Origin of the sequence: Dactylosporangium sp. NPDC000244 (assembly GCF_040300725.1) — a bacterium.
Lineage (GTDB): Bacteria > Actinomycetota > Actinomycetes > Mycobacteriales > Micromonosporaceae > Dactylosporangium.
In genome coordinates this window covers 78729-103402 of sequence record NZ_JBEPEH010000047.1, presented here as the reverse complement: position 1 = coordinate 103402, position 24674 = coordinate 78729, and the positions used below count along the sequence as shown (strand labels likewise).

At 68.4% G+C, this 24674-nt stretch carries 38 protein-coding genes and 4 pseudogenes; 29 read left to right on the top strand and 13 right to left on the bottom strand.

The window, feature by feature from the left end:
• The coding region (locus tag ABT369_RS47850; RefSeq protein WP_502891920.1) for a transposase at nucleotides 1-233 on the bottom strand (233 nt) is incomplete at its 3' end.
• Nucleotides 234-401: 168 nt separating this feature from the next.
• On the opposite strand from ABT369_RS47850, the gene ABT369_RS47845 reads away from it, so the two are divergent.
• The 4 genes from ABT369_RS47845 to ABT369_RS47830 are packed head-to-tail and all read left to right on the top strand — an operon-like array spanning nucleotide 402 to nucleotide 1359.
• Nucleotides 402-602 (top strand): helix-turn-helix domain-containing protein, encoded by a 201-nt coding sequence (locus ABT369_RS47845; protein ID WP_350623524.1) that lies wholly within the window; start codon nucleotides 402-404, stop codon nucleotides 600-602.
• 12 nt (nucleotides 603-614) lie between these two features.
• Complete coding sequence (locus tag ABT369_RS47840) at nucleotides 615-989, top strand: helix-turn-helix domain-containing protein (RefSeq protein WP_350623531.1); 375 nt, start codon at nucleotides 615-617, stop codon at nucleotides 987-989.
• Nucleotides 875-1177 (top strand): hypothetical protein, encoded by a 303-nt coding sequence (locus tag ABT369_RS47835; protein WP_350623523.1) that lies wholly within the window; start codon nucleotides 875-877, stop codon nucleotides 1175-1177. Before ABT369_RS47840 ends, ABT369_RS47835 begins: the two co-directional genes overlap by 115 nt.
• Complete coding sequence (locus tag ABT369_RS47830) at nucleotides 1150-1359, top strand: transposase (protein ID WP_350623522.1); 210 nt, start codon at nucleotides 1150-1152, stop codon at nucleotides 1357-1359. The genes ABT369_RS47835 and ABT369_RS47830 overlap by 28 nt, the downstream gene beginning before the upstream one ends.
• A 130-nt stretch (nucleotides 1360-1489) precedes the next feature.
• On the opposite strand, the gene ABT369_RS47825 is transcribed toward ABT369_RS47830, so the two are convergent.
• Nucleotides 1490-1849, bottom strand: a complete 360-nt coding sequence (locus tag ABT369_RS47825) for a transposase (RefSeq protein WP_350623521.1) — start codon at nucleotides 1847-1849, stop codon at nucleotides 1490-1492.
• On the opposite strand from ABT369_RS47825, the pseudogene ABT369_RS47820 reads away from it, so the two are divergent.
• Nucleotides 1839-2078, top strand: a pseudogene (locus ABT369_RS47820) (Tn3 family transposase); the annotation flags it as partial. The gene ABT369_RS47825 and the pseudogene ABT369_RS47820 sit on opposite strands and share 11 nt — an antisense overlap.
• A 6-nt stretch (nucleotides 2079-2084) precedes the next feature.
• Nucleotides 2085-2558 carry a TetR/AcrR family transcriptional regulator C-terminal ligand-binding domain-containing protein gene (locus ABT369_RS47815; RefSeq protein WP_350623519.1) on the top strand — a complete coding sequence of 158 codons (474 nt, stop codon included), beginning with the start codon at nucleotides 2085-2087 and terminating at the stop codon, nucleotides 2556-2558.
• Here ABT369_RS47815 and ABT369_RS47810 read toward each other — a convergent pair.
• Entirely contained in the window at nucleotides 2490-3515 is a 1026-nt protein-coding gene (locus ABT369_RS47810) for a helix-turn-helix transcriptional regulator (protein WP_350623518.1), read from the bottom strand. The genes ABT369_RS47815 and ABT369_RS47810 overlap by 69 nt on opposite strands.
• Nucleotides 3516-3647: 132 nt before the next feature.
• On the opposite strand from ABT369_RS47810, the gene ABT369_RS47805 reads away from it, so the two are divergent.
• The 5 genes from ABT369_RS47805 to ABT369_RS47785 all read left to right on the top strand — a co-directional run bounded on the left by ABT369_RS47805 (nucleotide 3648) and on the right by ABT369_RS47785 (nucleotide 6686).
• On the top strand, nucleotides 3648-4061 hold the full coding sequence (locus ABT369_RS47805) for a DUF1761 domain-containing protein (RefSeq protein WP_350623516.1): 414 nt from the start codon (nucleotides 3648-3650) through the stop codon (nucleotides 4059-4061).
• 132 nt (nucleotides 4062-4193) lie between these two features.
• The gene (locus ABT369_RS47800; RefSeq protein WP_350623514.1) at nucleotides 4194-4655 is read left to right on the top strand and encodes a VOC family protein; all 462 of its coding nucleotides are present in this window, start codon (nucleotides 4194-4196) and stop codon (nucleotides 4653-4655) included.
• 76 nt (nucleotides 4656-4731) lie between these two features.
• The gene (locus ABT369_RS47795) at nucleotides 4732-5766 is read left to right on the top strand and encodes an aldo/keto reductase (protein ID WP_350623512.1); all 1035 of its coding nucleotides are present in this window, start codon (nucleotides 4732-4734) and stop codon (nucleotides 5764-5766) included.
• A 168-nt stretch (nucleotides 5767-5934) separates the two neighbouring features.
• On the top strand, nucleotides 5935-6333 hold the full coding sequence (locus tag ABT369_RS47790; RefSeq protein WP_350623532.1) for a hypothetical protein: 399 nt from the start codon (nucleotides 5935-5937) through the stop codon (nucleotides 6331-6333).
• Entirely contained in the window at nucleotides 6222-6686 is a 465-nt protein-coding gene (locus ABT369_RS47785) for a recombinase family protein (protein ID WP_350623529.1), read from the top strand. Before ABT369_RS47790 ends, ABT369_RS47785 begins: the two co-directional genes overlap by 112 nt.
• 200 nt (nucleotides 6687-6886) lie before the next feature.
• Here ABT369_RS47785 and ABT369_RS47780 read toward each other — a convergent pair whose 3' ends face one another.
• The 4 genes and pseudogenes from ABT369_RS47780 to ABT369_RS47765 all read right to left on the bottom strand — a co-directional run bounded on the left by ABT369_RS47780 (nucleotide 6887) and on the right by ABT369_RS47765 (nucleotide 8387).
• Nucleotides 6887-7189 carry a hypothetical protein gene (locus ABT369_RS47780; protein WP_350623511.1) on the bottom strand — a complete coding sequence of 101 codons (303 nt, stop codon included), beginning with the start codon at nucleotides 7187-7189 and terminating at the stop codon, nucleotides 6887-6889.
• 427 nt (nucleotides 7190-7616) lie between these two features.
• Nucleotides 7617-7892, bottom strand: a pseudogene (locus ABT369_RS47775) (FAD-dependent monooxygenase); the annotation flags it as partial.
• A gap of 80 nt (nucleotides 7893-7972) precedes the next feature.
• Complete coding sequence (locus ABT369_RS47770) at nucleotides 7973-8191, bottom strand: hypothetical protein (RefSeq protein WP_350623510.1); 219 nt, start codon at nucleotides 8189-8191, stop codon at nucleotides 7973-7975.
• Nucleotides 8184-8387 carry an FAD-dependent monooxygenase gene (locus ABT369_RS47765; RefSeq protein ID WP_350623508.1) on the bottom strand — a complete coding sequence of 68 codons (204 nt, stop codon included), beginning with the start codon at nucleotides 8385-8387 and terminating at the stop codon, nucleotides 8184-8186. Before ABT369_RS47765 ends, ABT369_RS47770 begins: the two co-directional genes overlap by 8 nt.
• A gap of 446 nt (nucleotides 8388-8833) precedes the next feature.
• Here ABT369_RS47765 and ABT369_RS47760 point away from each other — a divergent pair, with 446 nt between their 5' ends.
• From ABT369_RS47760 to ABT369_RS47750, 3 genes are all read left to right on the top strand, one after another.
• Nucleotides 8834-9436 (top strand): hypothetical protein, encoded by a 603-nt coding sequence (locus tag ABT369_RS47760; RefSeq protein ID WP_350623507.1) that lies wholly within the window; start codon nucleotides 8834-8836, stop codon nucleotides 9434-9436.
• A complete protein-coding gene (locus ABT369_RS47755; RefSeq protein ID WP_350623506.1) occupies nucleotides 9433-9780 on the top strand; it encodes a transcriptional regulator in 348 nt (115 codons plus the stop codon). The genes ABT369_RS47760 and ABT369_RS47755 overlap by 4 nt, the downstream gene beginning before the upstream one ends.
• 180 nt (nucleotides 9781-9960) lie before the next feature.
• Entirely contained in the window at nucleotides 9961-11175 is a 1215-nt protein-coding gene (locus tag ABT369_RS47750) for an alpha/beta hydrolase family protein (RefSeq protein WP_350623504.1), read from the top strand.
• 376 nt (nucleotides 11176-11551) lie between these two features.
• Here the strand turns inward: ABT369_RS47750 and ABT369_RS47745 are convergent, their stop codons facing one another.
• Nucleotides 11552-11827 (bottom strand): ferredoxin, encoded by a 276-nt coding sequence (locus ABT369_RS47745; protein WP_350623502.1) that lies wholly within the window; start codon nucleotides 11825-11827, stop codon nucleotides 11552-11554.
• A 111-nt stretch (nucleotides 11828-11938) separates the two neighbouring features.
• Here ABT369_RS47745 and ABT369_RS47740 point away from each other — a divergent pair, with 111 nt between their 5' ends.
• The 9 genes from ABT369_RS47740 (at nucleotide 11939) to ABT369_RS47700 (ending at nucleotide 15896) form a co-directional block, all read left to right on the top strand.
• Entirely contained in the window at nucleotides 11939-12688 is a 750-nt protein-coding gene (locus tag ABT369_RS47740; RefSeq protein WP_350623501.1) for an SDR family NAD(P)-dependent oxidoreductase, read from the top strand.
• Nucleotides 12689-12953: 265 nt separating this feature from the next.
• Nucleotides 12954-13133, top strand: coding sequence for a leucine-rich repeat domain-containing protein (locus ABT369_RS47735; RefSeq protein WP_350623500.1), 180 nt, complete (start codon nucleotides 12954-12956; stop codon nucleotides 13131-13133).
• Nucleotides 13134-13283: 150 nt separating this feature from the next.
• Nucleotides 13284-13448 carry a leucine-rich repeat domain-containing protein gene (locus tag ABT369_RS47730; protein WP_350623499.1) on the top strand — a complete coding sequence of 55 codons (165 nt, stop codon included), beginning with the start codon at nucleotides 13284-13286 and terminating at the stop codon, nucleotides 13446-13448.
• On the top strand, nucleotides 13415-13696 hold the full coding sequence (locus ABT369_RS47725; RefSeq protein WP_350623528.1) for a leucine-rich repeat domain-containing protein: 282 nt from the start codon (nucleotides 13415-13417) through the stop codon (nucleotides 13694-13696). Before ABT369_RS47730 ends, ABT369_RS47725 begins: the two co-directional genes overlap by 34 nt.
• Nucleotides 13657-14001, top strand: a complete 345-nt coding sequence (locus ABT369_RS47720; protein WP_350623498.1) for a leucine-rich repeat domain-containing protein — start codon at nucleotides 13657-13659, stop codon at nucleotides 13999-14001. Before ABT369_RS47725 ends, ABT369_RS47720 begins: the two co-directional genes overlap by 40 nt.
• Nucleotides 14002-14478: 477 nt before the next feature.
• Nucleotides 14479-14898 (top strand): hypothetical protein, encoded by a 420-nt coding sequence (locus ABT369_RS47715; RefSeq protein WP_350623497.1) that lies wholly within the window; start codon nucleotides 14479-14481, stop codon nucleotides 14896-14898.
• Complete coding sequence (locus ABT369_RS47710; protein WP_350623496.1) at nucleotides 14880-15098, top strand: dihydrofolate reductase family protein; 219 nt, start codon at nucleotides 14880-14882, stop codon at nucleotides 15096-15098. Before ABT369_RS47715 ends, ABT369_RS47710 begins: the two co-directional genes overlap by 19 nt.
• A gap of 90 nt (nucleotides 15099-15188) precedes the next feature.
• Complete coding sequence (locus tag ABT369_RS47705; RefSeq protein ID WP_350623527.1) at nucleotides 15189-15467, top strand: DUF1801 domain-containing protein; 279 nt, start codon at nucleotides 15189-15191, stop codon at nucleotides 15465-15467.
• Between the two features lie 21 nt (nucleotides 15468-15488).
• On the top strand, nucleotides 15489-15896 hold the full coding sequence (locus ABT369_RS47700; protein ID WP_350623495.1) for a YciI family protein: 408 nt from the start codon (nucleotides 15489-15491) through the stop codon (nucleotides 15894-15896).
• A gap of 221 nt (nucleotides 15897-16117) precedes the next feature.
• On the opposite strand, the gene ABT369_RS47695 is transcribed toward ABT369_RS47700, so the two are convergent.
• A complete protein-coding gene (locus tag ABT369_RS47695) occupies nucleotides 16118-16942 on the bottom strand; it encodes a polysaccharide deacetylase family protein (protein ID WP_350623494.1) in 825 nt (274 codons plus the stop codon).
• 549 nt (nucleotides 16943-17491) lie between these two features.
• On the opposite strand from ABT369_RS47695, the gene ABT369_RS47690 reads away from it, so the two are divergent.
• Complete coding sequence (locus tag ABT369_RS47690; RefSeq protein WP_350623492.1) at nucleotides 17492-17716, top strand: hypothetical protein; 225 nt, start codon at nucleotides 17492-17494, stop codon at nucleotides 17714-17716.
• A 547-nt stretch (nucleotides 17717-18263) separates the two neighbouring features.
• Here the strand turns inward: ABT369_RS47690 and ABT369_RS47685 are convergent.
• Both ABT369_RS47685 and ABT369_RS47680 read right to left on the bottom strand, forming a co-directional pair.
• Complete coding sequence (locus ABT369_RS47685) at nucleotides 18264-18443, bottom strand: cytidylyltransferase domain-containing protein (RefSeq protein ID WP_350623526.1); 180 nt, start codon at nucleotides 18441-18443, stop codon at nucleotides 18264-18266.
• 2 nt (nucleotides 18444-18445) lie between these two features.
• Nucleotides 18446-18649: a cytidylyltransferase domain-containing protein gene (locus ABT369_RS47680; protein ID WP_350623491.1), complete on the bottom strand. Its 204-nt coding sequence runs from the start codon at nucleotides 18647-18649 to the stop codon at nucleotides 18446-18448.
• Nucleotides 18650-18668: 19 nt separating this feature from the next.
• On the opposite strand from ABT369_RS47680, the gene ABT369_RS47675 reads away from it, so the two are divergent.
• From ABT369_RS47675 to ABT369_RS47660, 4 genes and pseudogenes are all read left to right on the top strand, one after another.
• On the top strand, nucleotides 18669-18887 hold the full coding sequence (locus tag ABT369_RS47675; protein ID WP_350623490.1) for a phosphopantetheine-binding protein: 219 nt from the start codon (nucleotides 18669-18671) through the stop codon (nucleotides 18885-18887).
• A complete protein-coding gene (locus tag ABT369_RS47670; RefSeq protein ID WP_350623489.1) occupies nucleotides 18884-19558 on the top strand; it encodes a condensation domain-containing protein in 675 nt (224 codons plus the stop codon). The genes ABT369_RS47675 and ABT369_RS47670 overlap by 4 nt, the downstream gene beginning before the upstream one ends.
• Entirely contained in the window at nucleotides 19548-19880 is a 333-nt protein-coding gene (locus ABT369_RS47665) for a hypothetical protein (protein ID WP_350623488.1), read from the top strand. The genes ABT369_RS47670 and ABT369_RS47665 overlap by 11 nt, the downstream gene beginning before the upstream one ends.
• Before the next feature lie 252 nt (nucleotides 19881-20132).
• A pseudogene (locus ABT369_RS47660) lies at nucleotides 20133-20772 on the top strand (IS6 family transposase).
• A gap of 311 nt (nucleotides 20773-21083) precedes the next feature.
• Here the strand turns inward: ABT369_RS47660 and ABT369_RS47655 are convergent.
• Nucleotides 21084-21533: a hypothetical protein gene (locus tag ABT369_RS47655; protein ID WP_344507128.1), complete on the bottom strand. Its 450-nt coding sequence runs from the start codon at nucleotides 21531-21533 to the stop codon at nucleotides 21084-21086.
• 40 nt (nucleotides 21534-21573) lie between these two features.
• On the opposite strand from ABT369_RS47655, the gene ABT369_RS47650 reads away from it, so the two are divergent.
• Nucleotides 21574-22584: a helix-turn-helix transcriptional regulator gene (locus ABT369_RS47650; protein WP_350623486.1), complete on the top strand. Its 1011-nt coding sequence runs from the start codon at nucleotides 21574-21576 to the stop codon at nucleotides 22582-22584.
• 1145 nt (nucleotides 22585-23729) lie between these two features.
• Here ABT369_RS47650 and ABT369_RS58070 read toward each other — a convergent pair.
• A pseudogene (locus ABT369_RS58070) lies at nucleotides 23730-24596 on the bottom strand (IS982 family transposase).
• Nucleotides 24597-24674: the final 78 nt, after the last annotated feature.

The window sequence follows — 24674 nt, the reverse complement described above, 5'->3', positions numbered from 1 at the left end:
AGCGACTCATAGCCCAGCTGGTAGCGATGCTTGAGGAACATCAACCGCAGGTAGGTCTCCATCGGCACGCTCGGCCGGCCCATCCGCGGCGAGAAATGCGGCACGAACGGGACCAGGAACCGCTCGTCGTCCAGCCACGCATCGACCCGTTCCAGCTCTGCCGGCAGCCGCAGGCACACCTCCGGCAGCACCGACTCCCACAACGACGGCTGCACGTTCCGTGTCCGCAGCATGACCGCAATCCCTTGCGCGCCAACGACTTCCTGTCACCAAACATGGTGACACCCCGGCGTGCCCGGCATAGCCGGACACGCCGACAACCATCGATCTACTTTTTCAGGTCGAAGTAGCTAGTGTCCTGCGCCGTAAGTTCGCCTAATAAGTGGGTGTAGGGTGATGGGATGCCGAGGACCGGGCGTCCCACCCCGCCGCTGGTGCTGTCCGACGAGGAACGCGCGACGCTGGTCCGCTGGTCGCGGCGGGCGAAGTCGGCGCAGGTCCTGGCGATGCGTGCGATGATCATCCTGGCGTGCGCCGAGGGCGCCTCGAACACCGGCGTGGCGACGGCGTTGGGTGTGCATCTGTCCACTGTGGGCAAGTAGCGGCGGCGGTTCCTGAAGGAGCGTCTCGACGGGCTGATCGATGAGCAGCGACCCGTCCGGCCGCCGTCAATCCGCTTGGACCAGATCGAACAGGTCGTGGGCACCACCCTGGAACAGACACCCCGTGACGCCATCCACTGGTCGCGCAAGTCCATGGCCGATCGGTCCGGGTTGTCGAAGTCCACGGTCGGGCGGATCTGGCGGGACTTCGGCCTCAACCGCACCGGGCGGACACGTTCGAACTGTCCACCGATCCGCAGTTCATCGAGAAGGTGGTCGACGTCGTCGGCCTGTACCACAATCCACCCGAACGGGCCGTGGTGCTGTGCGTGGACGAAAAGTCCCAAATCCAGGCCCTGGACCGGTCCCAGCCCGTGCTGCCGATGATGCCGGGCATGCCCGAGCGGCGGACCCACGACTACCACCGCAACGTCATCACGAGCCTGTTCGCCGCGTTCAACATCGCCGACGGCACCGTGATCGGCCGGCTGCACCGCCAGCACCGCGCCGCCGAGTTCAAAAGTTCCTGGTCACGATCGACAAGACGGTGCCGGCCGAACTGGACGTCCGCCTGATCTGCGACAACTACGGCACCCACAAGACCCCGGACGTCCGCGCCTGGCTGGCCCGCCATCCCCGCTTCCACATGCACTTCACCCCAACCGGCTCGTCCTGGATCAACCAGGTCGAACGCTGGTTCGGGTACCTCAGCCCTGATCCACAGATGAGGTTTCGACGCTCGGCTGGTCTGAGTTGATGATCTTGGGTTTTGGTCGGGGCGTGCTGGGGTGACCGGCCGGGTTGCCGGCGTGCTCGATAACTCGGTGGGGTCTGGCGTTGTGGGTGGCCGGCGTCGTCGGCTGCGGGTGACTGTCCTGTGTGGATGGTCAGGTGGGTGGGGCGTGGGCGGTGGTGAACAGGCGTAGCCGGTTGTGTCGCCAGGGCCAGTGTTGCGGCAGGTGGATGGTGATCTCGCCGGCGTGTCGGCTGATCCGGCCAGCGACGTTGATCAGCTGTCGGCGGATGGTGGCGGCGCGGGCTGTGGCATGGGGTCGTCCGGCCAGGATGGCAGCGGCGCGAGTGAGGTTGTGCGCGATGGTGATGCAGGCCAGCCAGACATTGTTGGCGTTGAACCGGCCGGAGGGTAGGTGGGCGAGGGGGCCGTCGATGAGTTCGGCGAAGACGCGTTCGATGATGGCGTGGCCGCGGTGCTGGGTTTCGGCCGATGTGGGCCTGACCCTGGCCACCAACGCGATCGTCTGCTGGTCCACGGAGTACCACGGCCTCGACGTCGCCGCCCTGCGCTGGACCGGCCGCGACGTCGACGACGAGGTCCTGGCGCACACCTGGCCGACCCACCACGAGAACGTGCACTTCTACGGCACACACTCAGTCGACATCGACGGCGAACTCGCCCAGCTCGACACCGACGGCTACCGGCCGCTGCGTGTCGCCGGGGCGGGTGCGGCCGGGTAAGGGCCTTTGCAGTCGACGGCGGATCTGGTTATCGACGTTATCGCCCGGATGAACGCAGTCAGATCAACTCCGACGAACTACCTGACACCGGAGCTCTGCGCGGTGACCTGCTCGCCCTGTTCGAGCCGCCGTCGGCTGAGGACGGCGAGCGGGGCTGATGATCATGGAGGAATCGCCTCCATGATCTCGATCGACCAGGGCTTGGCCGATGCCGTCGACGCCGCGACGGTCGAGCCGTGGGCCGAGGTGCACCTGCTGTTCCTGCGCCGGGCTGTGGACCGCGGCGAGATCGCGGCCACCGTCGATGTCGGCACGTTGTCGACGGTCATCCCCTCGATGGCCGTCTGCAGTGCGGTCGTCCAGCGCAGACCTGACCTCGTCTCCGGCCACTTCGGCGTGCCCGCAACAGTTTCACCGCCGGGAGGCCTCGTGAGCATCACCATCACCCGGAGGGGACTGTGTTGGGGTGTGGCCTGCTGAGGTTCGGGTGAATCGGCGGGCGAGATGCGCGAAGGCCTCGGTGAGTTCGTCGGGGCCGACGACGTCGATGTCGGCGTCGTAGCGGGCGATCGCGGCGGCGAGGCTGGGCCAGGACCAGGAGCCGAGTGTGAGCCGGCAGCGGTCGGGGGTGATCTGCTCGACGAGGCCGTCGCGGGTGTAGAGGGCCACGGTGGCGGCCGGCAGGTCGAGGAGCACCGTGCCCTGGCACGGCCAGTTTCCCGAAGCGTCTTCGGAACCACGGAAGACGCCGGTGACGTACGCGGCAACGTCTCCGCCGGGCAGCGCACGGTGAGTGAAGCGCGGCCCGTTGGGGGTGCGCAGGCTCATCCGGTCGACGCGGAAGGTACGCCAGCCGTCACGGTCGAGGTCCCACGCGACGAGGTACCACCGCCCGTCCCAGGTGATCACGTGGTGTGGTTCGGTGCGGCGCGGCGGCTTCGTGCTGTCGGAGCCGTAGTCGAAGCGCAGGATCTCGCGGGCGCGAACGGCGGCGCTGATGGTCAGGAGCACGTCGGCGTCGACCGGTTCGGCCGGCCGTGTGGTGGGCCGCTCGACGGCGGTGACGTCGAGTGCGGTGATGCGGTGACGTAGCCGGGAGGGCATCACCTGGCGGATGGTGTTCAGCGCCCGTTCGGCGGCCTCGGCGAGGCCGCTGCCGGGGGTGGTCGCGGCGATCTGCAGAGCGACAGTGAGAGCGACCGCCTGATCGTCGTCGAACAACAGCGGGGGCAGGTCGGTGCCCGCACTGAGCCGGTAACCGCCCACCGGGCCTTTGACCGCGGCGATGGGATAGCCGAGCTCGCGCAGCCGGTCGACGTCGCGGCGCACGGTGCGCAGGCTGATGTCCAGGCGGTCGGCCAGCACGGTGCCGGACCAGTCCCGGCGGGTCTGCAGCAACGACAGCAGGGCCAGCAGTCGCGCGGACGTTTTCGGCATGATCCTGATTCTGCCCGCAGTAGGTGCCACAACCTGTCACCTACTGCTGCGAATCTTGAACTCGAGCCGGTCAAGCACGGTGCTTCGGTGACGCCGAGAGCCGCTCATCCCCTTCATATACGGAGACAACACATGTCCGATGTTCTGGGCGATCTCAACTGGCTCGGGGTCCTGGTCGGGTTCATCGCCCTGTCCCTGCTCGGCGGCCTCTGGTTCGTAGCCCTGTTCCCCAAGGCGTACAACCGCTCCCTCGGCCGCGACGCGAACGCGAAAGCGCCGTCGACCCCGCTGTTTTTCGCCGGGCCGCCGCTCGCCGGCCTGATCATCACGCTCACCAGCGCGATCCTGTTCGCCGCGCTGAACATCGACAGCTATGGCGACGCGCTGCTGTTCGGCCTCATCGTCGGCGTCGGCTACCTCACCGCCAACACCGTCACCATCGCCATCAACCCCAACTTCCCGCGACCGCTGCTCTACGCGGCGATCTCCGGCAGCTACAACCTCGTCGGCAGCCTGATCGTCAGCGCCGTCCTGCTGGCCGTCTGAGACCGCACCGGCGGCGGTCGGATCCACCGATGCGGCCGTCCACCTTCCCCCTGCTCTGGTTCCCTCACCTGAGGTTCAACCAGCCCATCGCGGGCGCGATCGCGCCCGCGAACGACCACCAAGGAGTCCCGCATGGCCATCATCACCACCACGCACCTGAACTTCCGCGGCGACGCCCGGGCAGCGCTGGAGTTCTACCAGTCGGTGTTCGGCGGCCACCTGACCGTCGTCGCCTACGGGGACTTCGGCATGCCCAAGGAACTGCCCGACGCCGACAAGGTGGTCTTCGGTCAGGTGACCGCCGACAACGGGTTCAGCATCATGGCCTACGACGTGCCCAGCCAGGCCCCCGCCGCCGTCCCGGCCGCGGCCACCACCCGCGAGCACGGCATGACCCTGACCGGCGAGCGGTTCTTCGTCTCCGTGCGCGGCGAGACCGCCGAAGAGGTCAGCGCGCTGTGGGACAAACTCGCCGACGGCGCCGAGATCATCGAGAAGTTCGGCCCCTCGCAGTGGGCGCCGGGCTTCGGGATGCTCACCGACCGCTTCGGCGTCACCTGGATCCTCGACGTCGCCGTTGCCTACGCCGGCTGACCCACCACACCCGTCCGGTCCGGGGCTGCCGAGCCAGGCCGCCCCGGACCGCCCCCGTCCCGCGAAGGAACAGCACATGCGTATGCGCCCCCTCGGCCGCACCGGCATCCAGGTCAGCCCCTATTGCCTGGGCACCATGATGTTCGCCCCGTTCGGCAACCCCGACCCCGACGACTGCGCCAGGATCATCCACCGGGCACTCGACGCGGGCATCAACTTCATCGACACCGCCGACGTGTACGGCGGCGACGGCGAGACCGAACGCATCGTCGGCAAAGCGCTGAAAGGCCGCCGCGACGACGTCGTGCTCGCCACCAAGTTCAACGGCGCCATGGGCACCGACCCGAACCGGCGCGGCAGCTCGCGGCGCTGGATCGTCACCGCGATCGAGGACTCCCTGCGGCGCCTCGGCGTCGACCACATCGACCTCTACCAGGTCCATCACCCCGAACCCGGCACCGACATCGAGGAGACCCTCGCCGCCCTCACCGACCTGATGCGAGCCGGCAAGGTCCGCGCGATCGGCCACTCCAGCATGCCGGCCGCCGAAATCGTCGAAGCCCAATGGACCTCCGAACGCCGCGGGCTGGCCCGGTTTCGCACCGAACAACCGACATACTCGATCCTCAACCGCGGCATCGAACGCGACGTCCTCCCGGTCTGCGAACGCTACGGGATGGGCGCGCTGACCTGGAGCCCTCTCGCGTTGGGTCTACTCACCGGCCGCTTCCGTGCCGGTGGCGAACAGCCCTCGGCCGGGCGCATGCACTGGGTGCCCAAGCACATGACCGACCCCCGCAACCACGCGGCCGTCGAACAACTCGTCCCGATCGCCGAAGACGCCGGCTTGTCGCTCACCCACCTGGCTCTGGCCTTCGTCATTAGCCACCCCGCGGTCACCTCGGCGATCATCGGCCCGCGCACCATGGCGCACCTCGACGACCTGCTCGCCGGCGCCGGCACTACCCTCGACGACGCCACCCTCGACCGGATCGACGAGGTCGTCGCGCCCGGGGTGAACCCGGGCACCCTCGACATCGCTTACACACCGCCCGCACTCGCCCAGACCGACCTGCGCCGCCGCCGCACCGGCGACCGCGCCGCCGCCTGAGTGCTCGCCGCCGCCGAGGAGGGTGTTCGCAGAAACGGTCCATTCTGAGAAGAGATCCGGAGACCGGTCCGGTGCCGCCGATCCGGACCGGATTCATTCTCACAACCCGTTCTCACGCAAGAGTGTCGCTGCGAGGTTCTGAGAAATGTTTGCGCGAACATTCCGGGCATGGTTGGTGTAGAGGACCACGATCCCGAGACCTCGTACCACACCGGGCGGTTCACCAAGGTCCGCCGGCTGAGCAAGGCGCTGCGGGTACTGACCCCGGCCGACCGCGGTCCCGGACAGCCGTGGCGGCCGGGCACCCCGCCGCTGGCGCCGCTGCCCGCCGACACCCCGGCCGTGGACATCCGGATCGGCTACGCCCGCTGCAGCACCCTGACCCAGGAGCTGCAGTCACAACTGGACGCACTCGCCGCGCACGGCATCCCCGCGACAAGATCTTCGCCGAGAAGATCTCCACCCGGGTCCGGGTCCGGCCGCAGTTCGAGGCGGCGCTCGCTCTGGCCCACGAGATCAAAGCCCACGCCCCGCACTGCCGGGTCATCCTCACCGTCAACGAGATGAAACGGCTCGGCCGTGACGCCGCCGAGCTCACCGCACTGGCCGACCATCTCAGCGCGCACGGCCTGGTCCTGGAGATGCTCGCCGGGCCGCTGCCCGGCCTCTACGACCCGGCCGGCTCCGGCCGCATGCTGTTCGCGTTCTTCGCCGCGATGGGCGAGACCGAACGGGAGAACATCCGCGAGGCCACCCTCGAAGGCCTCGACGCCGCAGCCCGCAAAGGCAAACACGGCGGCCGACCGGCCGTCATCACCGCCGACATGCTGCACACCGTGCTGCGTCGGCGCGTCGCCGGCGAGACCGTCGTTGGCCGCCCCTGCTCGCTCGGGGGCTGCCGAGGCAGCCGCAGTCGCTGAGCCCTTTCCACGGCCACGGTCGGGGTCGAAGCTTGGCGCCGTCGGATACGGTCGGTTGCCGGCAGGTGGGGCCGCCAATGCACCGGATCGGCACGAGCGTGAGCGCGATTGCGTGGCGGATCCGCGGGCAAACGACCACGAAGCGTGACGGTCTTCGAGCCGGCCGCCGCGCGGCACTCGCGGCATGTGCGGAAACGTGATCAAGCATTGCCGAACGGCGGTGGGCGCGGCGGCTGCTCACCGTCTGCAAGGCTGACATCGAGACCGCTCGGGTCGAGTACCTCGATGTCGACGACAGTCGTGCCGCTGGGGTTGAGGCTGAGCCAGATGACGTCGGTACCGTTCCGTTCGAGTTGGGCAAGGTGGGGCCCAGCCGATCCGGTTGGTGCGGTCAGGGGGTTGCTGCAGGTTTCTGTACAAGTACAGCGCCCGTAGTACCGCAGGTCGCCGACCGTGCCGGCAAGAGGGTCCTCGGGATCATCGAGCGTCAAAAAGCCGGTCAATCTCGGCCACAAGCTTGGGAAATGCCTCGGCCATCCGAGGAAGGCCGACTTCCGCCTCGGTGCTGCCGACGCGAGCTGGGCCGCTGCGGTCCACAGCTCGAGCGTACGGCGCAAATCCGGCTTGCCCTTTTCGCGCTCCGTCAGTGGCAGAAGCGGATGTTCGCTGCGAGACGATGCTCTCGGTCTGGCCCATTTGCCCGCAGGGGATCCTGACGTCCCACGCCGTGGTCGGCGTGGCTTTGAACAGCCGCCCAACGGGGACCGCTCCGAGAGACGGCGCGCGTTCGGCTCAGCCTTCGATGAGCGTCGCGATCCGGCGCGCGGTGGCGCGGTCCTGCACCAACTCGCCGAGCACGTCGCGCAGTGCCTCGCCGGTCTCGTCGCCGGCTTCGAGCGCCACCTGCAGGCGCGTGAGCGCGAGGGTGCGTTGCGCAGCGGGGTGCCGCTGCGACTGGTAGGCATCGAGCAGAGTCTGCGGCGCCGCGCCGCGCAGTACCGCGGCGAGGGTCTTGCCGAGGGCGACGGCGTCGAGCAGGCCGGCGTTGATGGCCGAGCCGCCAGCGCTGAAGATGTGCGCGGCGTCGCCGGCGAGGAAGACCCGGCCTTCGCGGTACCGCTCCGCGTGCCGGCTGTTCGTGACGACGCTCCTCGCGGCATAGGCCGTCGTGTACGGCAGCTCGGCACCCAGGACGCGGCGAAGGCTCGCCCCGCAGCTCCTCGTTGCTCAGCTCATCGGTCGGCTCACTGTCACCGCGCGGTTCGTGCGTGCTGACGATGTACACGTCATCCCGGGGCGGGCCGATCGAGCGCGTCGGCAGGGGCGATGGTGATCGACCCGTGTCCGGTCCGGTTGGGCCGGAAGGGCACGAGCCGGCCGACACCGTGCAGCTCGATGCGATCGCCGACCCGGGCCACAGCGCCCGCCGGGATGGTGACCCGGGCCAGCCGGGAGATGTTGGCGCTCGTCACGCCGGGGAGGCCGATACCGAGGCTCTTACGCACTCTGTGCGCCGTCGCAACCGACGAGGTACCAGGCGCGCAGCTCGACGGGCGAGTCTTCGGCGGCGGCCTGCACGGTCACACCGTTGCCGTCCTGCTCAAACCCGGAAACGTCGCGCCCGCGCAAGACCATGACGCCGAGGCGCACGGCGCGCTCCGCCGGCAGGCGTTCCAGCCGGTGCTGTGGTATCGGGAGCACGTGTAGTGGACCGCGCAGCAGGCCGAGTTCGAGGGTGAACGGGCCGAAGCGAAAACCGCGGTGGCCGTATCACCCGCAGCCCAGTGCCCCGCAGGAGCTTGCGCCGCCGCCACCCCAGGACGGTCCGGCTGACTACGCCGTTCCCTTTCGGGATCTGGACCGACTCGGCGGCGCACCCGATCGGCGGGATCGGGCTGGCCCCGCCAGCGCCGGCCTGTGGAATGGCAGCCGCGTTGCTGCTGTGCGCCCCTCAAATACCTGACGGGCGGGGGTCGGTCGCCGCTCGCGGTCCGTGTGATGTCTCAGCCAATTCGGTACTAGCGCCGACAGGTCTGTTGTGGAAACCTATTGGCATGACCACTGATTCGATTTCTGCCGGCGGGGATCCCCGCCGACTGCTGTCTTACGTTCGCTCCCTGGCGCACCGGGTGCGTCTCGACCAACGGATGACCTGGGTTGCGCTGCTGGTGCTGGCCGCGGTGACGCTCGTCGGGATCCCGTTCGACTGGCTCGGTATGACGGTGCACTGCCACCCGGACACCAGCTGCGAATTCGCGCGGCGGGGCGTGCTGTACTACTGGCCACCGGCGCTCATGCTCGCCTATACGGCGATCGCCGTCTCCTACGTGCGGGCTGTCCGGGCGCGGGGGCTGGGTGGCCGGGTGCTGCCGTACACGATCGCCGGCGCCGCGACGACCGTCGTGTTCACCGCCGCGTGGGTGGCCGCGGCCCTGTATTTTCCGAGCCACCCGGAGTCGATGCAGCGGCTCTCGTACTGGGGGTTGGTGCTGGACCGGCTGGTCTCACCCTGGAGCATGATCGGCATCGCGCTGTTGGCGCTGGCCCGGCTGGAGCGCAACATCGGGTTGCTCCTGTTCACCCTCGTCTACCTGGCAGCGGTGCTGCTGGTACTGCCGATGAACGAGGGCTGGGGACTGGCAGGCTGGGGACTTCAGGCCCGATTCGCGGTACCGCAAGTCATCAGCGGCGCAGTGCTGCTGCTCGGCGCGGTCGGCTTCTTCAGAGCGGCCCGCAGGCTGCAGCGGTGACGGCCGCGACCGGCACCCCGGACCCGGATGCCGGGCACCCGGTCACCGGGCTGGATGAGGTGGTGCACCAGCGGGCACGGCTCGGCATCCTGACCATCGCGCATGAGGCACGCCGAGTCGAATTCGGCTACCTGCGCACCCAACTCGAGCTAACCGCCGGCAACCTCTCCAAGCACCTCAGCGTGCTGGAAGCGGCCGGCCTGATTGAGGTCGAGAAGGGCTACGAAGGCCGGCGCGGCCGCACCTGGATCACCCTCACCGCCACCGGCAACACCGCGCTCACCGAAGAGATCGTGCGACTCAAGCAGCTCGTCGCCCGCGTCGAGACGACCAACGGGCAGTAGCGACACCAGTCGACCGAACAACCGTCCCCGCACTCCGGCGCACGGCGACGAGTCGGCTGCTGTTGCTGCTCGCCGCCGACGGGCGCATCGTGCGCGGCCGGCCGGTCGGCACGCGGATCACCGTGCGCGCGAAAGCAGCGGCCAGGCGGCCGGTGCTACCCCAAAACAGCAGGAGGCGCCATGACCCTCACACCGTCGATCGGCCCACACCTGACCCGCCGTGGCCTCATCACCGCCGCGCTGGCCGCCGGGCTCACCGCGCCGCTCGGCCTCGCCGGGCGCGCGGAAGCGGCTCCGGCCGCCAGCAGCCCGCTCACCTTGAGCCCGCCGCGAATGGTCCTGCCCGCGCCGACCGGTCCGTACCCGATCGGTACGGTCGCGCTGCACCTGGTCGACCGGTCGCGGCCGGATCCGGTGGCCGGCCCGGGCCACTACCGCGAACTGATGGTCAGCGTCTGGTACCCGGCCCGCGACGTCGCCCGGTACCCACGGGCCGTCTGGATGTCCGACCCGCTCATGCGCGCACTGCTGCAGCTCAACGAGATCCCGGCCGACCCGGTGGCCGCCCCACCGATCACCGCCGGGCACGTGGGTGCGCCGGTGCGGCACTCGGGTGGCCAGCTACCGGTCGTAGTGTTCTCACACGAAGCGCACGACCAACGCGCCGACACCACGATCGTGGTGCAGGAACTGGCCAGCCACGGGTACCTGGTGGTCACCGTGGACCACACATACGACGCGTTCGTCGAATTCCCCGACGGCCGGCGCCTCGCCCCGCTCGACGGGGACTACTACTTGGGCGCCCGGGACTTCGCCCTGGACATCCCGTACGTACTGGACTGCATCGGCCGTCTCGCCGCCGGCCACAACCCCGACGCCGACGGCAAGCCGCTGCCGGCCGGGCTAGGCGGCGCACCCGATCCGCGGCGCATCGGCATGTTCGGCGCCTCGAAAGGCGGGACCGCGACCGCTCTCCTCATGGGCATGGATCCGCGCGTCCGAGCCGGACTGAGCCTGGACGGCCCGATGGAACCGCTCATCACCAGCGATCTCGACCGGCCGTTCATGCTGATGACCGCGGACTACACCCGAGCCACGCCGCCGGTCGCCCAATTCTGGTCACACCTGACCGGCTGGAAGCTCAACGTCCAGGCCGACGGTGCGGTCCACAACGCGTACGACGACTACCAAGTCCTGTTGCCGCAGATCGCGGCAGCGGTCGGCGTCAGCGACGAGGTCCTGCGGACCTGGATCGGCACACTCGACCCCGGCCGCGCGGTACGCATCCAGCAGGCGTACCCCCTCGCCTTCTTCGACCTGCACCTGCGCCACCAGCGGCAGCGCCTGCTCGAAGGCCCTTGCCCGGCCTTCCCCGAGGTGCGGTACCTCCCCTGAGGCGAAGGGCCGCGGCGGCCGTGTTGCCATCGCCCGACGGCTGACCGCCCGGCCCGCACCACAGCAAGATCGTCAGGCAGGTGCGCCAAGCGCGCCGCGCGGTGGCCGGACAACCGGCCCGACCGCCCCGCCGCCTGATCGTCGCGGTTCGCGGCTGGTGACACGTTTCTTACCGGCACCCTGAGACGCGGCCGGAAAGCAGCGCGACGCGTCCTTGAACACCGGCACGGCATCCGACTCTCGGCAGGTCCGGATGGCGCCGGAACGTGGCGCCGTCACCGTGCGTAACCTTTGAGTTTGTAGCAATCGAGCAGATCCCGCGGCCAGCCGGCAACATCCATCAGCAGACGTCGATTGTCGTTCGGTATGTCCTGGCCTACCTCGCTGTGTACCCATCATCCGGCGCGGGCTGGCCGAGCCGGACGGCGCTGAGCCCGGCCGATGCCGGGACCTCCCGGTCCTCGAGGTCGTCGACCAGGATCGCCTGCACCGGGCACGCTGCCGCGGCCCGCGACACTTTATCCCGCTGCGCATCGTCGGGCTGCGGATCGTACATCAGCGCCTCGACACCGCGCATCCGGAAGACGTCCGGGGCGAGGAAGGCACACTGCGCGTACGCCTCGCATCGCGTCAGGTTCACCACGACCCTCATGACCCCAGCGTCGGGCGAAACCGGCCCATCCCGCCCCGCCCCAATGGGTGAGGGTTGCGGCACGGGGTCGCGGAAAACTGGAACAAGGTCCTACGACGGGAGGGCATCCACATGACGCAGACCAAGGGCGCGGCGATCGTGACCGGTGCGAGCCGGGGGATCGGCGCCGCGATCGCGCAGAAGCTGGCCGACGACGGGTACGGCGTGGTGGTCAACTACGCCGCGGACGCCGACGGCGCCGAGTCCGTCGTCTCCGACATCCGGGGTCGCGGTGGGCGGGCCGTCGCCGTGCGCGCGGACGTCACGGCACCGCGCGACGTCGCGGAGCTGTTCGACCGGGCACGACAGGAGATCGGCCCGCTGGCCGCGCTGGTCAACAACGCCGGATCGGCCGGCGACCAGGCTCGTATCGACGAGCAGGATGCAGAGCACCTGACCCGCCTGATGCAGACCAACGTCGTGGGCCCCATGGTCTGCGCCAAGCACGCCGTGCAGGCGATGTCCACCGCGCGGGGCGGCACGGGCGGCTCGATCGTGAACATCGCCTCGATCGCCGCCCAGGCGCCCCCCGGCATCCAGGGATTCGTGCCGTACGAGGCCACCAAGGGCGCCGTGGTGTCGTTCAGCCGTGGCCTATCGCACGAGGTCGCCCCCGAAGGGATCCGGGTCAACAGCGTCTCGCCAGGTGTCATCGACACGCAGATGGCGGCCGGAACTGAAGGAGCTAAGGAAGCCGCCGTGAGTAGTCCACTCGGTCGCGCCGGCCGGCCGAATGAGATCGCCGACGCCGTGTCGTGGCTGATCTCCCCAGCGGCGTCGTACGTCACCGGCAGCGATATCACCGTCTCCGGCGGGCTCTGACCGACCGACCCCGCACGGGTGATCGCCGTGCGGATCCACGCCGCAGCGATCGCGTTGTGTTCCGGTGGTGATCGGATGTAGCGCAACCGTTCAGCACGCCGGGCACCGTTTCGGCATGCGCACCCGTCGATCGCCCATACGGATCAGAAGGTTGGTTCTCAAGTCCACAATGGACAAACGAAAAGAGGCAGTTGATCTACGTTTACGCAGGTCAACCGCCTCTTGATGTTGCGCGCCCGAAGGGACTCGAACCCCTAGTGATCTGATGGCCCTGCGCGAGCTGAGGCTGGGCGCCAACAAGCTGACCACCCTGCCGGAGAGCCTGGGAAACCTCACCGCGCTCACCAAGCTCGACGTCCACGAAAATCAACTCACCGCACTCCCGGAGGGTCTAGGCAACCTCACCGCCCTCACGCAGCTCTCTACCTGCACGGCAACAAACTGACCACACTGCCGACGACCCTCGGCAACCTCACCGCGCTCACCGAGCTTTACGTAAACAACAACCAGCTCAACTCCCCATACCGGACAGCCTCGGCAACCTCTTCAGTGACCTGACCATGCTTGGCGTGTCCGGCAATCAGCTGACCGCGCATTGCCGCAAAGCCTGGGCAAGCTCGCGTCGCTCACCACGCTCTACGCCGGCGACAACCAGCTCACCGGACTCCCCGAGGAACTGGCCGACCTCACCGCCCTCACGACCCTCACCATGGCGAACAACAGGCTCTGGTCGCAGTTCCCGACGTCATCGCCAAACTGACGTCTCTGCGCGTACTCGGCCTGGCCCAAAACGAGCTCACGACGCTGCCGGAGAGTATGGCCAGCCTGATGGCGCTGCACGAACTCGAGCTGGAAGGCAACCAGCTCACCACCGTGCCGGACGTCCTGGTCGACATGCCGTCCCTCGCTATGCTCGGCCTGGCCGACAACCAGCTGACGACGCTGCCCGACAGCATCGGTAACGCCACGTGCCTTATACCTACCTGGCACTGGGCCGAATCCAACTGACCGTCCTTCCAGACAGCCTGGGCAACCTGACCGCCCTCACCATTCTGTACCTGTCGCACAACAGGCTGACCGTGCTGCCCGAGACACTGGGCAATCTGACCTCCCTCACTGAGCTGTACATGTCCAGGAACGAGTTGGCGACATTGCCGGAAAGCTTGGCCAATCTCACCGCTCTCACAACGCTCTACATCGGCGAGAATAAACTTCGATGGACGGCCCGACGTGCTGAACCGGCTCACCGCGCTAGCCAAACTCAACCTGCATGGCACGACCGTCGCGATGACATTGACGGCCTCGCATACTGAGTGAGGCCCGTCCGCACGAGACAGGCCGTTCCCGACAAGAGCCCGTACGTCCGGAAGCACAGAACGCAGCACGGAGGGCCAACAGCCGATCACGCACCGTCAGGTCGCCGTCGCGAACGCGGCTCGCCGCAGCGGAAACCGGCCACGACATGAACCCTACTGACGGTTCACCGGCGCCCCCGCTGGGAAATTTCGCGCCGCCCGACATTCGCACAGCGAACGCGCGCACATTTGCCGCAGGTGTCGCGCGGCAGCCAACGCGGAGATCGTCACGCTGAGTGGTGGTAGACCGGGCGGCTCGCACGACGGTGGCGGTGCTCGCTCGTGCCGATGTGCGGGCTGCAATAGCTCGCCTTGGCAGGGGACCTGCGCGGGCGTCGGCGACCCGGCCTTCATCGAAGCCACGCAACGCGTCCCAAGCGTGGACCTCGCGCGTAAGCGGCAGAATGTCGGCGGTGCTCGATGCGGCATCCGTGGATGGGGCGGCTCTTCGGCTTGATGATCTTGTGGGCCGGTGCGGTGTTCTGGGCGGTCGGGCTGACCAGACTGCAGTCGTTGACCGAGCCGGTCGGCGAAGAGGTGGCGAGCAACAACACCTACTGGGCCCGCGACCTGCGCTGGATGGCGATCGTCGCAGTTGCTGTCGCCTTCGTTGTGGCGGCACGGTCCTCGGCGGCTGGACTCGGTCGTGTCCGGTCCTGGTGTCTGGTCGCCGGGTTCACCGTGGTCGTCGCGGCCGACCTCGTGTGCGACCGGCTCGACGTCACCGCGACGATCCGTCGTCGCTTCCCAACCGGTCGACACCAGCGCCTGGAACCCGACGACCGTCATCGCCGGCGCCGAGCTGCTGACCACTGTCAAGGCACTCAAGGAGAACCATGGCACCGACCATCCTGATCTCGGGCAACGGCCGGTTGACCGATGCACTCGCGACGGTCGGCCTCCTCGACGAGTACAAGATCTGGACCTACCCGGTCCTCAAGGGCAGTGGCGAGCCGCTGTTCCGCGCCGAGAGCCGAATCGGCCTCCAGCACTTCGAGACCACCACCTTCGAGTCCGGGGCGGTCGTGTCGACCTACCGCGTCACCACCGCCTGAACAGGAACACCGAGATGAGCGACGACATGAGCCAGGACGTCACCGACTACCTCGCCAAGACCAAGCCGTGGCAGCAGGACCTGTGCGACGCTGCGCCAGACCGTTCTCGACACCGTCCTCGGCGTCGAGGAGGTCATCCAGTACGGCAAGCCGCACTTCAACCTCGCCGGCCAGAACACCGCAGTGCTGCACGTGGCCGCCGCCAAGGTCTCGTTCATGGTGTTCGGTGCTGGTGAGGTCGACCCGGTGCCGGGCGTGCTGCGGTCGGTGGGCAACGGCGACCGCAAGGTCGTCGACCTCGCCGAGGGCGACACGGTCGACACCGACTTCATCGCCGGCCTGCTGCGCCGGAGCACCGGCCTGGACTGAGACCCTCATGCGTGTGATGTGATGACCAAGGGCGATGGCGCCGACGAGGGCAACGGTGAGCCGACGACCGGGATGTTCGAGAAGATGCGGGTCTTCAACGAGCAACTCGTCAACGCCGGCATCATGCTCGGCGGCGAGGGGCTCCAGCCCAGCGCCGGGGCGAAGGTCGCGTTCTCGGCAGCGGGCACGACGGCGGTCGACGGCCCGTTCACCGAGTCCAAAGAGGTGATCGCGGGCTACTGGATCTGGGAGGTCAGCTCGCTGGCCGAGGCGATCGAGTGGGCGAAGAGGTGTCCGTTCGACCCGTCCTACGGCGATTCGCAGATCCTGGAGATCCGGCCGTTGTTCGACGTGGCTGACTTCGCCCAGACTGTCGACGCTGACGCGCTCGCCAAGAGCGAGCAGTTGCTCGACCCGACCTCGGACTGAACCGGACCCGGCCATGGACCTGCGCAAGTCGGTCGAGGCGCTGTGGCGGATCGAGGCGCCCCAGTTGATCGCGACACTCGCCCGCCGGATCGGGAGCCTCGACATCGCCGAGGGTTTTGGTCCGAGGCGTTCGTGTCGGCACTGGAGCGGTGGCCGGCTGACGGCATCCCGCCGAACCCGGCCACCTTTGGCTGGATCCCCGGCTGATCGCACCGGGCCGATCAGGAGAAGTAGTCCTCCAGGCGGGCTGGCGTCAGGCCGGCCCGTTTGATGCCCTGCAGCGCGCCGATGAAGTCCTCGACGAACTGGTCGCGGAAGTGCATGAGGATGACGTCGCCTGGCTGGACGACCTTGACATCCTGGTACCAGACGTTGCCCTGATTGACCGACTCCTTCCAGAAGAACGCGGCCTTCATCCCGCAGTCGCGTGCAACGCGCAACGTCGTCGCGTCCTTCTCGCCGAACGGCGGTCGGAACAATGTCGGCCGACGGCCGTAGAGCTCGCCGAGCCGGTCGGCCGAGCCGCAGATCTCCTGCCGCTGCGCGTCGTACGACAGGCCGGTCAGCTTGTTGTGCGTGATCGTGTGCGCCTCGATCACCGCGCCGAGGCCCTGCAGCGTCCGGAAGTACTCCGGGTTGTCGCTGATGGCGTTGATCGTGAGGAACAGCGTCACGGGCACGTGCGCCTCCCGCAGCAGCTCGGCCGCCTCGGGATGCTTGACCCAGCCGTCGTCGATGGTGAGGAACGCGACCCGCTGATCGGTCGGCACCCGCGCGACCCACGGCAAGGCGCCGTCCTCGGCCGCGGCCGTGCGGACGGCCGGCGGGGGCTTGTCGAACCGCGGCAGGCGGTCGGCGTAGACGCCGGGGGGCGGCGAGGCACTCGGAGATGCCGTCGCGGTCGGCGATGCCGACGGGTGGGCACCGGCGGAGGCCGGACGCACGCCGTGCGCGGTGATCTCGCCATCCGCCACGAGGGCCGTGGCCAGCAACAACGTGACCAACAGCAGGCGCATCCAGTGCATCTTGACGACGCGGACCAGCATTGGCCGAGCCTAGCCAGAGGCCGACGTGCCCGGAGCGACGTCGGGGGCGAAACCGCGGGCGAGCGGTGGCCGCCGGCCGTGAGGCGCCCGCCGCTCGCTACGGCAAGGTCCACCGTTGCGCAGCGGACTGGCTGCAGGCCGCCATGCGCTGCGAGGGGCCCTACCATCCTCGTCGTCGTCCGGCCCGCCGAGACACAGCTCCGACGCCGGACTGATCAACGAACCCGCGGCTCCCGGCCGCCATTGTTGGGCGGGTCACCGTCGCAGGTCTGCAGGGTGGCCTGACCGCCTGCCGCCTGCAGGCATCGGCCCTGGTTCTGCGGGTGCCGTCGCCCGCACCCGGTTTACGTCTGGCCCGGACTGTCGTCGCAGCTGCGCCTGTGGACTCTGTCGGCACGCGGGCCGGTGCCCCCGTTGAGGCACAACCCTGAGACGCCGATGACCCGTCCGTTACGACCGCCGGCAGACGTCGGTTGCGGCGGCGAGGCCTGCTCGTCGAGAACAGGGGAACCGCTCGGCTGGATGGTGTCCGATGGATGGGGTGGGCGCGTGGATACAGGCGACGGCTTGGCATGGGGTGGCGCTGCGGCCGTTGCCTGGTACTGCGATTTCCGTCCACATCGACAGCCGGGGACGCCGATGATGGTCGAACAGCAGCCCGGAACGGTCTTCCGGCTGGCCGACGCCGACTACCGGTACGGCGCGGGTCGTCTCGTGCTGGGCCTCTGGCCGCCCCATTGCTATCGGGACTGGGAGATGGTTTTGACGCGGTAGGCGCGTTGCCGTTGGGCGTTTTCCCATGCTCCATTGCCGCCGCTTCCGTCGGCTGCATTGATCGCACCCCTTGGCTTGTCATCCCGCCGTCCTGCAGAAGCACGTGGCGGCGACGTCGCTTGCGGGCCACGGCAGCGCTGCATCGAGGGTATGACGTGCCGAGGTCAGGCTGTTTAGCACGGGGCGTCATGACGTTGAGCGCTGAATGAGAAGGTCACTAGCTCGTGCCAGGTCTTCCGGTGTGTCCACCGCTATGCCGTCGTCCGCGAGAGGAATCATCTTCACTGCGTGACCGTGTTCGATGAAGCGCAGCATTTCGACTCCCTCGGCGCGTTCGAGTGGGCCCGTTTGGAGCTGTCGGAAGCGCTGTAGGGCTGGGCCGGTGAAGCCGTAGATGCCCAGTTGGCGGAGGTACCTGGGCCGGTCGCTTTGGGGTACGGGATGGGCGGCCGCGAGAACATGAGGGCTAGGCCGTCGGTTGTGACAGCCACCTTGACCACGTTGTGGTCGAGGATGGTACCCGCGTCGACCAGCTCGGTGTACGCGTTCACGGCGAGGGTGTCCGGCGACAGGTGCTCCGCGCCTCGGAGACGGCATTGATGGCGACGGGAGCGATGAACGGCTCGTCGCCTTGGACGTTGATGTACCCGTCGGCCGGCAGGCGGCCGGCGATCTCTGCGACACGGTCAGTGCCGGTGAGGTGTTCCCCGGTGCGGACGCATGGGATGTTCAGTTGCTGGCCGCGGCTTCGATGCGTTCGTCGTCGGTCGCCACGACGATTCCGTCGAGGCGTTTGGCCTCGAGGCAGCGCTGGTAGACGTGCCAGAGCAGCGGCTTGTCACCGAGGCGGGCCAACGGCTTGCCGGGAAAGCGCGAGGCGCCCCAGCGGCAGGGCATTACGGCCACATGCCGGCGCGGTGCGGTGTTGGTCATCTGGGCTGGGATGGCGGCCATGGCGTCCTTCCGGCGGTCGGATGTGCTGCGTTCAGGGCAGCAGGGCGAGCTTGGAGCGTTCTGGCTCGGCGGGCACTCGCTGCTGGTGACCCGGGTCGTCTACGAGCTGCGTGAGGTCCTCGGCGTCGACCTGCCGCTGGAGGCGCTGTTCCAGCGGCCGACGATCGAGTCCCTGGCGGTCGAGGCGAGGCGGCTCTTGGCTCTGGAGGCGGTGTGACCACCGCTGTCCCACTGGCACCGGCCCAGGAGCGGCTGTGGCTGCTCGAGGAGGCCGCCGGCGGCGACGGGTCGTGTCTCACCCGGCGCGCGTTCCGGGTCGCCGACCCGGTGGACGCGACCGCGCTGCAGGTCGCGTTGCGGGCGGTGGCCGAGGGGCACGACGTGCTGCGGTCCTGGGCGACCCGTGGCCCGGACGGCCCGCAGATGCGGTTCGGCCCCGCAGATGCGGTCCGGCTCGAACTGCTCGACGTGCGCACTGCGCCGGCGCCGCGGCAGGCGGCGCTGGACGCCGCGGCCGACGGGGCGCGCCAGGCGCATGACCTGAGCGCAGGTCCGCTCCTGCGGGCACTGCTGTGCGCGTCGGCGCCGAGGAGTCGCTCTTCCACTACTCGGTACATCACCTGGGGTTCGACGGCCAGTCCCGGGTCGTCTTCGAACGCGAGCTGGCCGCCGCCTACACCGCCACCCTCGCAGGTGAGGTGTACGTGCTGTGGGAGCCGGATGAGATCTGCGGCGGCTGGGTGCACTGCACTATGCCGGATTGTGATCGCTGCTGGCACGAGTGGCCGGCTCAGCGCCCGACGTCCTGCCCAGTTGAGTGCATCCCACCTGGGCGCGATCGGTCGGGAGGCGTCGGGAATTTGGCAGGATGCTGGGGGTGAACCTTGACGACTTGCTGCCTGCCGCGCGATCGCCGGCAGACTATTTGCGGGTTGTGGATGATCCGCGAGATTGGGGCTACAACGCGGTGCTGCTGCTCGTCGCCCGCCACGCCGGCGCCGACCGTCCGGTGCTGCTTGCGGTTCTCGGCCGAGCGGCAGAGCTGTTGCGTGCGGGCGCCCGACCGTATGCCGCGGTCCTGGCGCTGGCCGAGCGGCCGGAGCTGCGACCGGAAGAGATCCGCCCGCTCGGCGGACTTGCGGGTGCATCCCGGCGAATGCGCCGGGGTCTGGACCGCGCGTTAGCCGCCCACGCGCCAGCGTCGTCGTAGCGGTCAGGAGCGCTCTGTCATGCCGCCGTTCGCGCACGGATGGGCGGGAACTGCCATGGTCATGATTCACGCACCGTGCCGCCAACACTTCGGGTCGTCGGTACGAAGGTAAGTTGTAATCCTGCGTGGGCTCTGTTGCATCCGCCGTTCGGCAACATCGAGGCAGACTTGAGCAGTGAGGTTCTCGAACCGGCGGGCAGCCGTACCACCGCAGTCAGCGTTCGCCAGCTTGCGGTTCCGCCGGAGGTGGTCATGGTCGCCGTTCGGCTGTACCTGCGGTACAACCTTTTCCTACCGCGACGTCGAGGAGTTACTGCTCGAGCGTGGTGTCGAGGTCGATCACGTCACGATCTTCCGCTGGGTCCAGCGGTTGACACCGCTGCTGGCTGACGCAGCCAGGTTCGGCTGGCATTCACCAGGCGACAGGTGGTTCGTCGACGAGACGTACATCAAGGTCAACGGCGTATGGCGGTACGTGTACCGGGCCGTCGACCAGTATGGCCAGGTCATCGACGTGCTTTTCTCCGCCCGCCGTGACGCTGCCGTGGCCCGTCGGTTCTTCCGCCGGGCGTTGGCCACGTTGAAGGTGACACCGAGCGAGGTGGTCACAGACGCGGCACCGGTGTACCCGGCCGTGCGCGATGAGCTGGTCCCTTCGGCCTGGCACCACGTGGAACGGCACGCCAACAATCGGATTGAGGCCGATCACAGCCAGCTCAAACACCGGCTCAGACCGATGCGCGGACTCCGTACTGCCCGGACCGCACAGACGATCATCGCCGGGCACGCGTTCATGCAGAACGTTCGCCGCGGCCACTACGAACTCGGCGTCGACGCTCCACGCGGACTCCGAGTCGCTGCCGCGTTCACCGCGCTCGCCGCCACCATCTGACACCGGCCCGCACCGGCCTTAACCGCGTTCTCCCGATCGCCACGTGCAACAGCGCCCGTTGTCGCGTACGGCAGCAACCCGCCCTGTCGAATTGGTGCAGCAACGGGCCAAGTCGGCCTCGAACACGGCCGTGCGCTGGAAGCTCTCACGGTCGGTTCGCGTCGCACAGGGCGACCTCCGATACGGTGTGCAGGCTTGCCGGACCGCCTGCGTGGTGGAGTTGCCGGTGATGAGGAACTGGGTTCGTCGACCATCCACTGTGGTGGCGCCGACCGTCCCGAAGTCAGGGGAGCCGTGTCGCCGGCCGCTGGTCAGGCGCGGGAGAATTCCATGACCCAGTTGGATTCCCACGTGTGTCCACCGTCGGCGGAGAACTCTTGCTCCCAGCGTGCCGAGGTGGAGGTGATGTCTGACCAGATGAAGTGCGCCTTGATCGGCCTTCCGTCGTGGGTGTCGTCGCCGTAGAAGTCGCCGCGGCCGTCGGTGAAGGTGCCCACCACCGGCGGGTAGAGCAGGCCGGTGGTGCTGCTCGCCCAGTGGATCGACCACTCCTTGCGTTCGACGTCGAACAGTCGCAGCGAGAAGCCGCGGCTGCCGAGCGTCGGGAAGACGATCTCCTCGGTGTTGCCGGCACCGTCGAAGATGCTCTGGCTGGTCACCGTGCTCGGGAAGTGGTCCCACTCCTCGCTGCCGGCGAAGAGCGTCCTGAGGCGCCGGTTGGCCACGTTCCACGAGCCGATGATGAAGTCGAAGTCGTTCATGCCGACGATCATGGGGCGCTACCCCTGACATCTTCTGTCAGTGGTCTGGAAGACTGTCGTGGTGCGTGCCAGCCGGTTGTTGTCCCTGCTGCTGTTGCTGCAGAACCGTGGGCGGATGAGCGCCGCACAGCTCGCCGCGGAGCTCGGCGTCACCGCCCGGACCGTCTACCGCGACGTCGAGGCGCTGGCCGCGGCAGGCGTGCCGATCTACGCCGAGCAGGGACCCACCGGCGGTTACCAGCTGATGGACGGCTACCGCACCCGGTTGACCGGGCTGACCGCTGACGAGGCCGAGTCGCTGTTCCTGACCGGCATGCCGCAGCCGGCCGCCGAGCTGGGACTCGGTGCCCAGGTAGCCGCCGCCGAACTCAAACTGATGGCCGCGTTGCCCACCCCGTACCGGGAGGCGTCGAGACGGATCCGGCAGCGCTTCCACCTCGACGCGCCGGGCTGGTACCGGGAGCCGGACGCGGTGCCGCACCTGCTCGCCGTCGCGGAGGCGCTCTGGCAGGACCAGGTCATCGAGGTCCGGTACCGTCGCTGGGCCCCTCGGCCGGGCGTGGTCGGCCGGCGGCTGCACCCGCTCGGACTCGTCCTCAAGGCGGGAGTCTGGTATCTGATCGCCGCCGGGAGCGGTGAGCCGCGCACCTACCGGGTCTCCGCCATCGTCGAGCTCCGGCAGCTGCCGGAGCTGTTCACCCGCCCGGACGGCTTCGACCTGATCACGTTCTGGCACGCACACGTCGAACGATACGAGCGGGCCGAAACGGCCGAGGTTGCCGTGGTACGCCTGTCGCCCGCCGGGATCGCCGCGCTACCTGACATCCTTGGCCCGAGGGCCGGCCGGCTGGCAGCGCGCACCCTCACACCCGCCGACCCGGCCGGATGGCGACGCGTCACCATCCCGCTGGAAAACGTGGACCACGCCGCTGCCAGCTTGCTCCGGCTCGGCGCGGACGCGCAGGCGCTCGCCCCTCCCGAGCTGGTCGCACGCATCACCACTACGCTCCGGGCAATGACCAGGCTGTACCCGACGACGTCGAAGGATTGACATATCGAGTCCGCTTGTGCGGCAGCCGCAGCGCGCGGGCTGGCTGAAGTCGCTGCCGACCATATGCGAGGCGTTGCACGCGGCGGTCGAACCGGTGGGTCGGTGGGCTGGCTGCTGTCCGCCGCCTGGACCCCGCTTCGGAATCGGCGGATGAGATACTGCGATTCCCCACCCCGAGCTACCGCGACAAGGCGCTGGCCAAACTCGGACCGGCCGTCGTTGGGCTCTGGTGAGCACGGCGATCGTCGGGGCGGCGGAACTGCGCGAGGAGGTGGTCGCCTTCCTAGCCAGGACCATGACGGTCTGATCGTGTGCGCGATGGCCGTGTTGCGAGCAGTAGTCGCAGCTTCGCGCACAGGACCACCACCGCCTCGCCGGCATCCGCCACGACGGTCACCGGCCCCGGCACCCGGAACCGCAGAGGCCCGGCGCAGGCCCGCCGGGTGGCGTCGATGCTGCTCGGCGAGTGGTTCAAGGTCGCGGAGCTCCGTGACGACGACTTCCTCGTCGATGAAGGACAGGTCCGCCTGCACGTGCCGGGGTGCGGACGACAGCAACAGGCCGACCACCGGGTCTGTCGCCGCGCGGCCGCAGGCCGTCGAGGTTGCGAAGTTCCCTTAGCAGATGAGTGCGCGGCCGGCCGAGCACCATCTGCACCGTATCCGAATCGCCTGTTCGTGCGGCCGCTGTCACTTTCAGGCATAGGTCGTCCCGGAAGCCGCCGCTACGGGGGCTTGCTTCGGAGAGCCAGCGCCGCAGCTCGACTGCTCCAGCTTCGGTGGTCTCGTAGATCACGCGGTCCGGTTTTCACCGCCTGGGACCCGTCGTTCGGAGCTCACCATGCCGTCGCGGCACAGACGGTCGAGGATCTGGTACAGGTGGCCGGTGTTCAGCGGCCTCACTGCGGGCCGACTGCCGCTTCGGAGGCGCTCTTGAGCTCGTATCCGTAGCTGGGCCCGTGGGCCAGCAGTGAGAGCACCGCGTGGTGGATCGGCATACCAGGACTGTACCCGCATCTTGCATTGTAACAATGTATTGCGAGAGAGTAGCGCCGTGATCTCCTTTATCTGGGCTTCACTGCGAGGGCGCGCGGCGAGGTCGGTGGCACTCCTGCTAGACGAGTGATGCGGGGAGCTATCTGCCCATCAGTGATCAAAGGCGATCAGGCTGCGAGTCACCGGTTGTCCCGTCTTGTGGTTGTGCCAGATTGCGGCCGTCATGGCCAGCAGACGTTGCGCGACCCGGACAGCGATGCCGGCGAAGGTACGCCCGCCGTGCATTTCCAGATCGAGCTGGCCTTTGAGTGTGTCGTTGACCGACTCGATCAGCTGCCGGACCGCCTTGAGCAGTGTCTGCCCTGCCCGGGGCTGTTCCTTCTTGCGTGCCGGGCGCAGCAGCGTGGCCCCCGCGTTCGGCCAGGTCGGTCTCGAACCGTTTGGAGGCGAAGCCCTTGTCGGTGATCAGCGGTAGGCCGGGACGGTCGGCGAGCAGCTGCGGTTCGCGGTCGAGCATCGCCTCGACCACCTCGCGTTCGCCGAGCTTGGCATCGGCCAGTGCCCAGAGGATCGGCATGCCGGTCGGGGTGCAGATCAAGTCAAGTAGAGCCGCAGTCCCCAGAAGAATCGGCTGTGGGAGGCGCAGTAGCCGTAGACTGCCCAGCCGGCGGCGTTGGAGCATTGCACGGTCGGGCGGGACCGGCCGCACTCGACCGGGGTGGAGTCGAGGATCCAGTGGTTGTCGAACCAGAAGTCGGTGTCGATGGCCAGGGTGCGGATGAAGTGCTTGACCAGCGGCAGGGCGGCCCGGAGCCGGCGGTTGTAGCCGGACTGGGTGGGTTGGTAGGGGAACAGGTGGCGCAGGTGTTTGTCGAGGTGACGCAGCCAGCGGCGTTCTGAGCGGTAGCCGAGCAGGGCCTGCATGACCGACATGGTGAGCAGCTCGGGACTGGCGCGCATCTCATCGTCGATCTTGACGTACGGTGCGATGGCAAGGGTCTCCAGATCGACGTGCACGTGGCCTCCATGGTCATCGTTGCTTAGCACCGTCGATCATGGAGGCCCTTGCCTATCTCCGCAGTCCCGTCCCCGCAT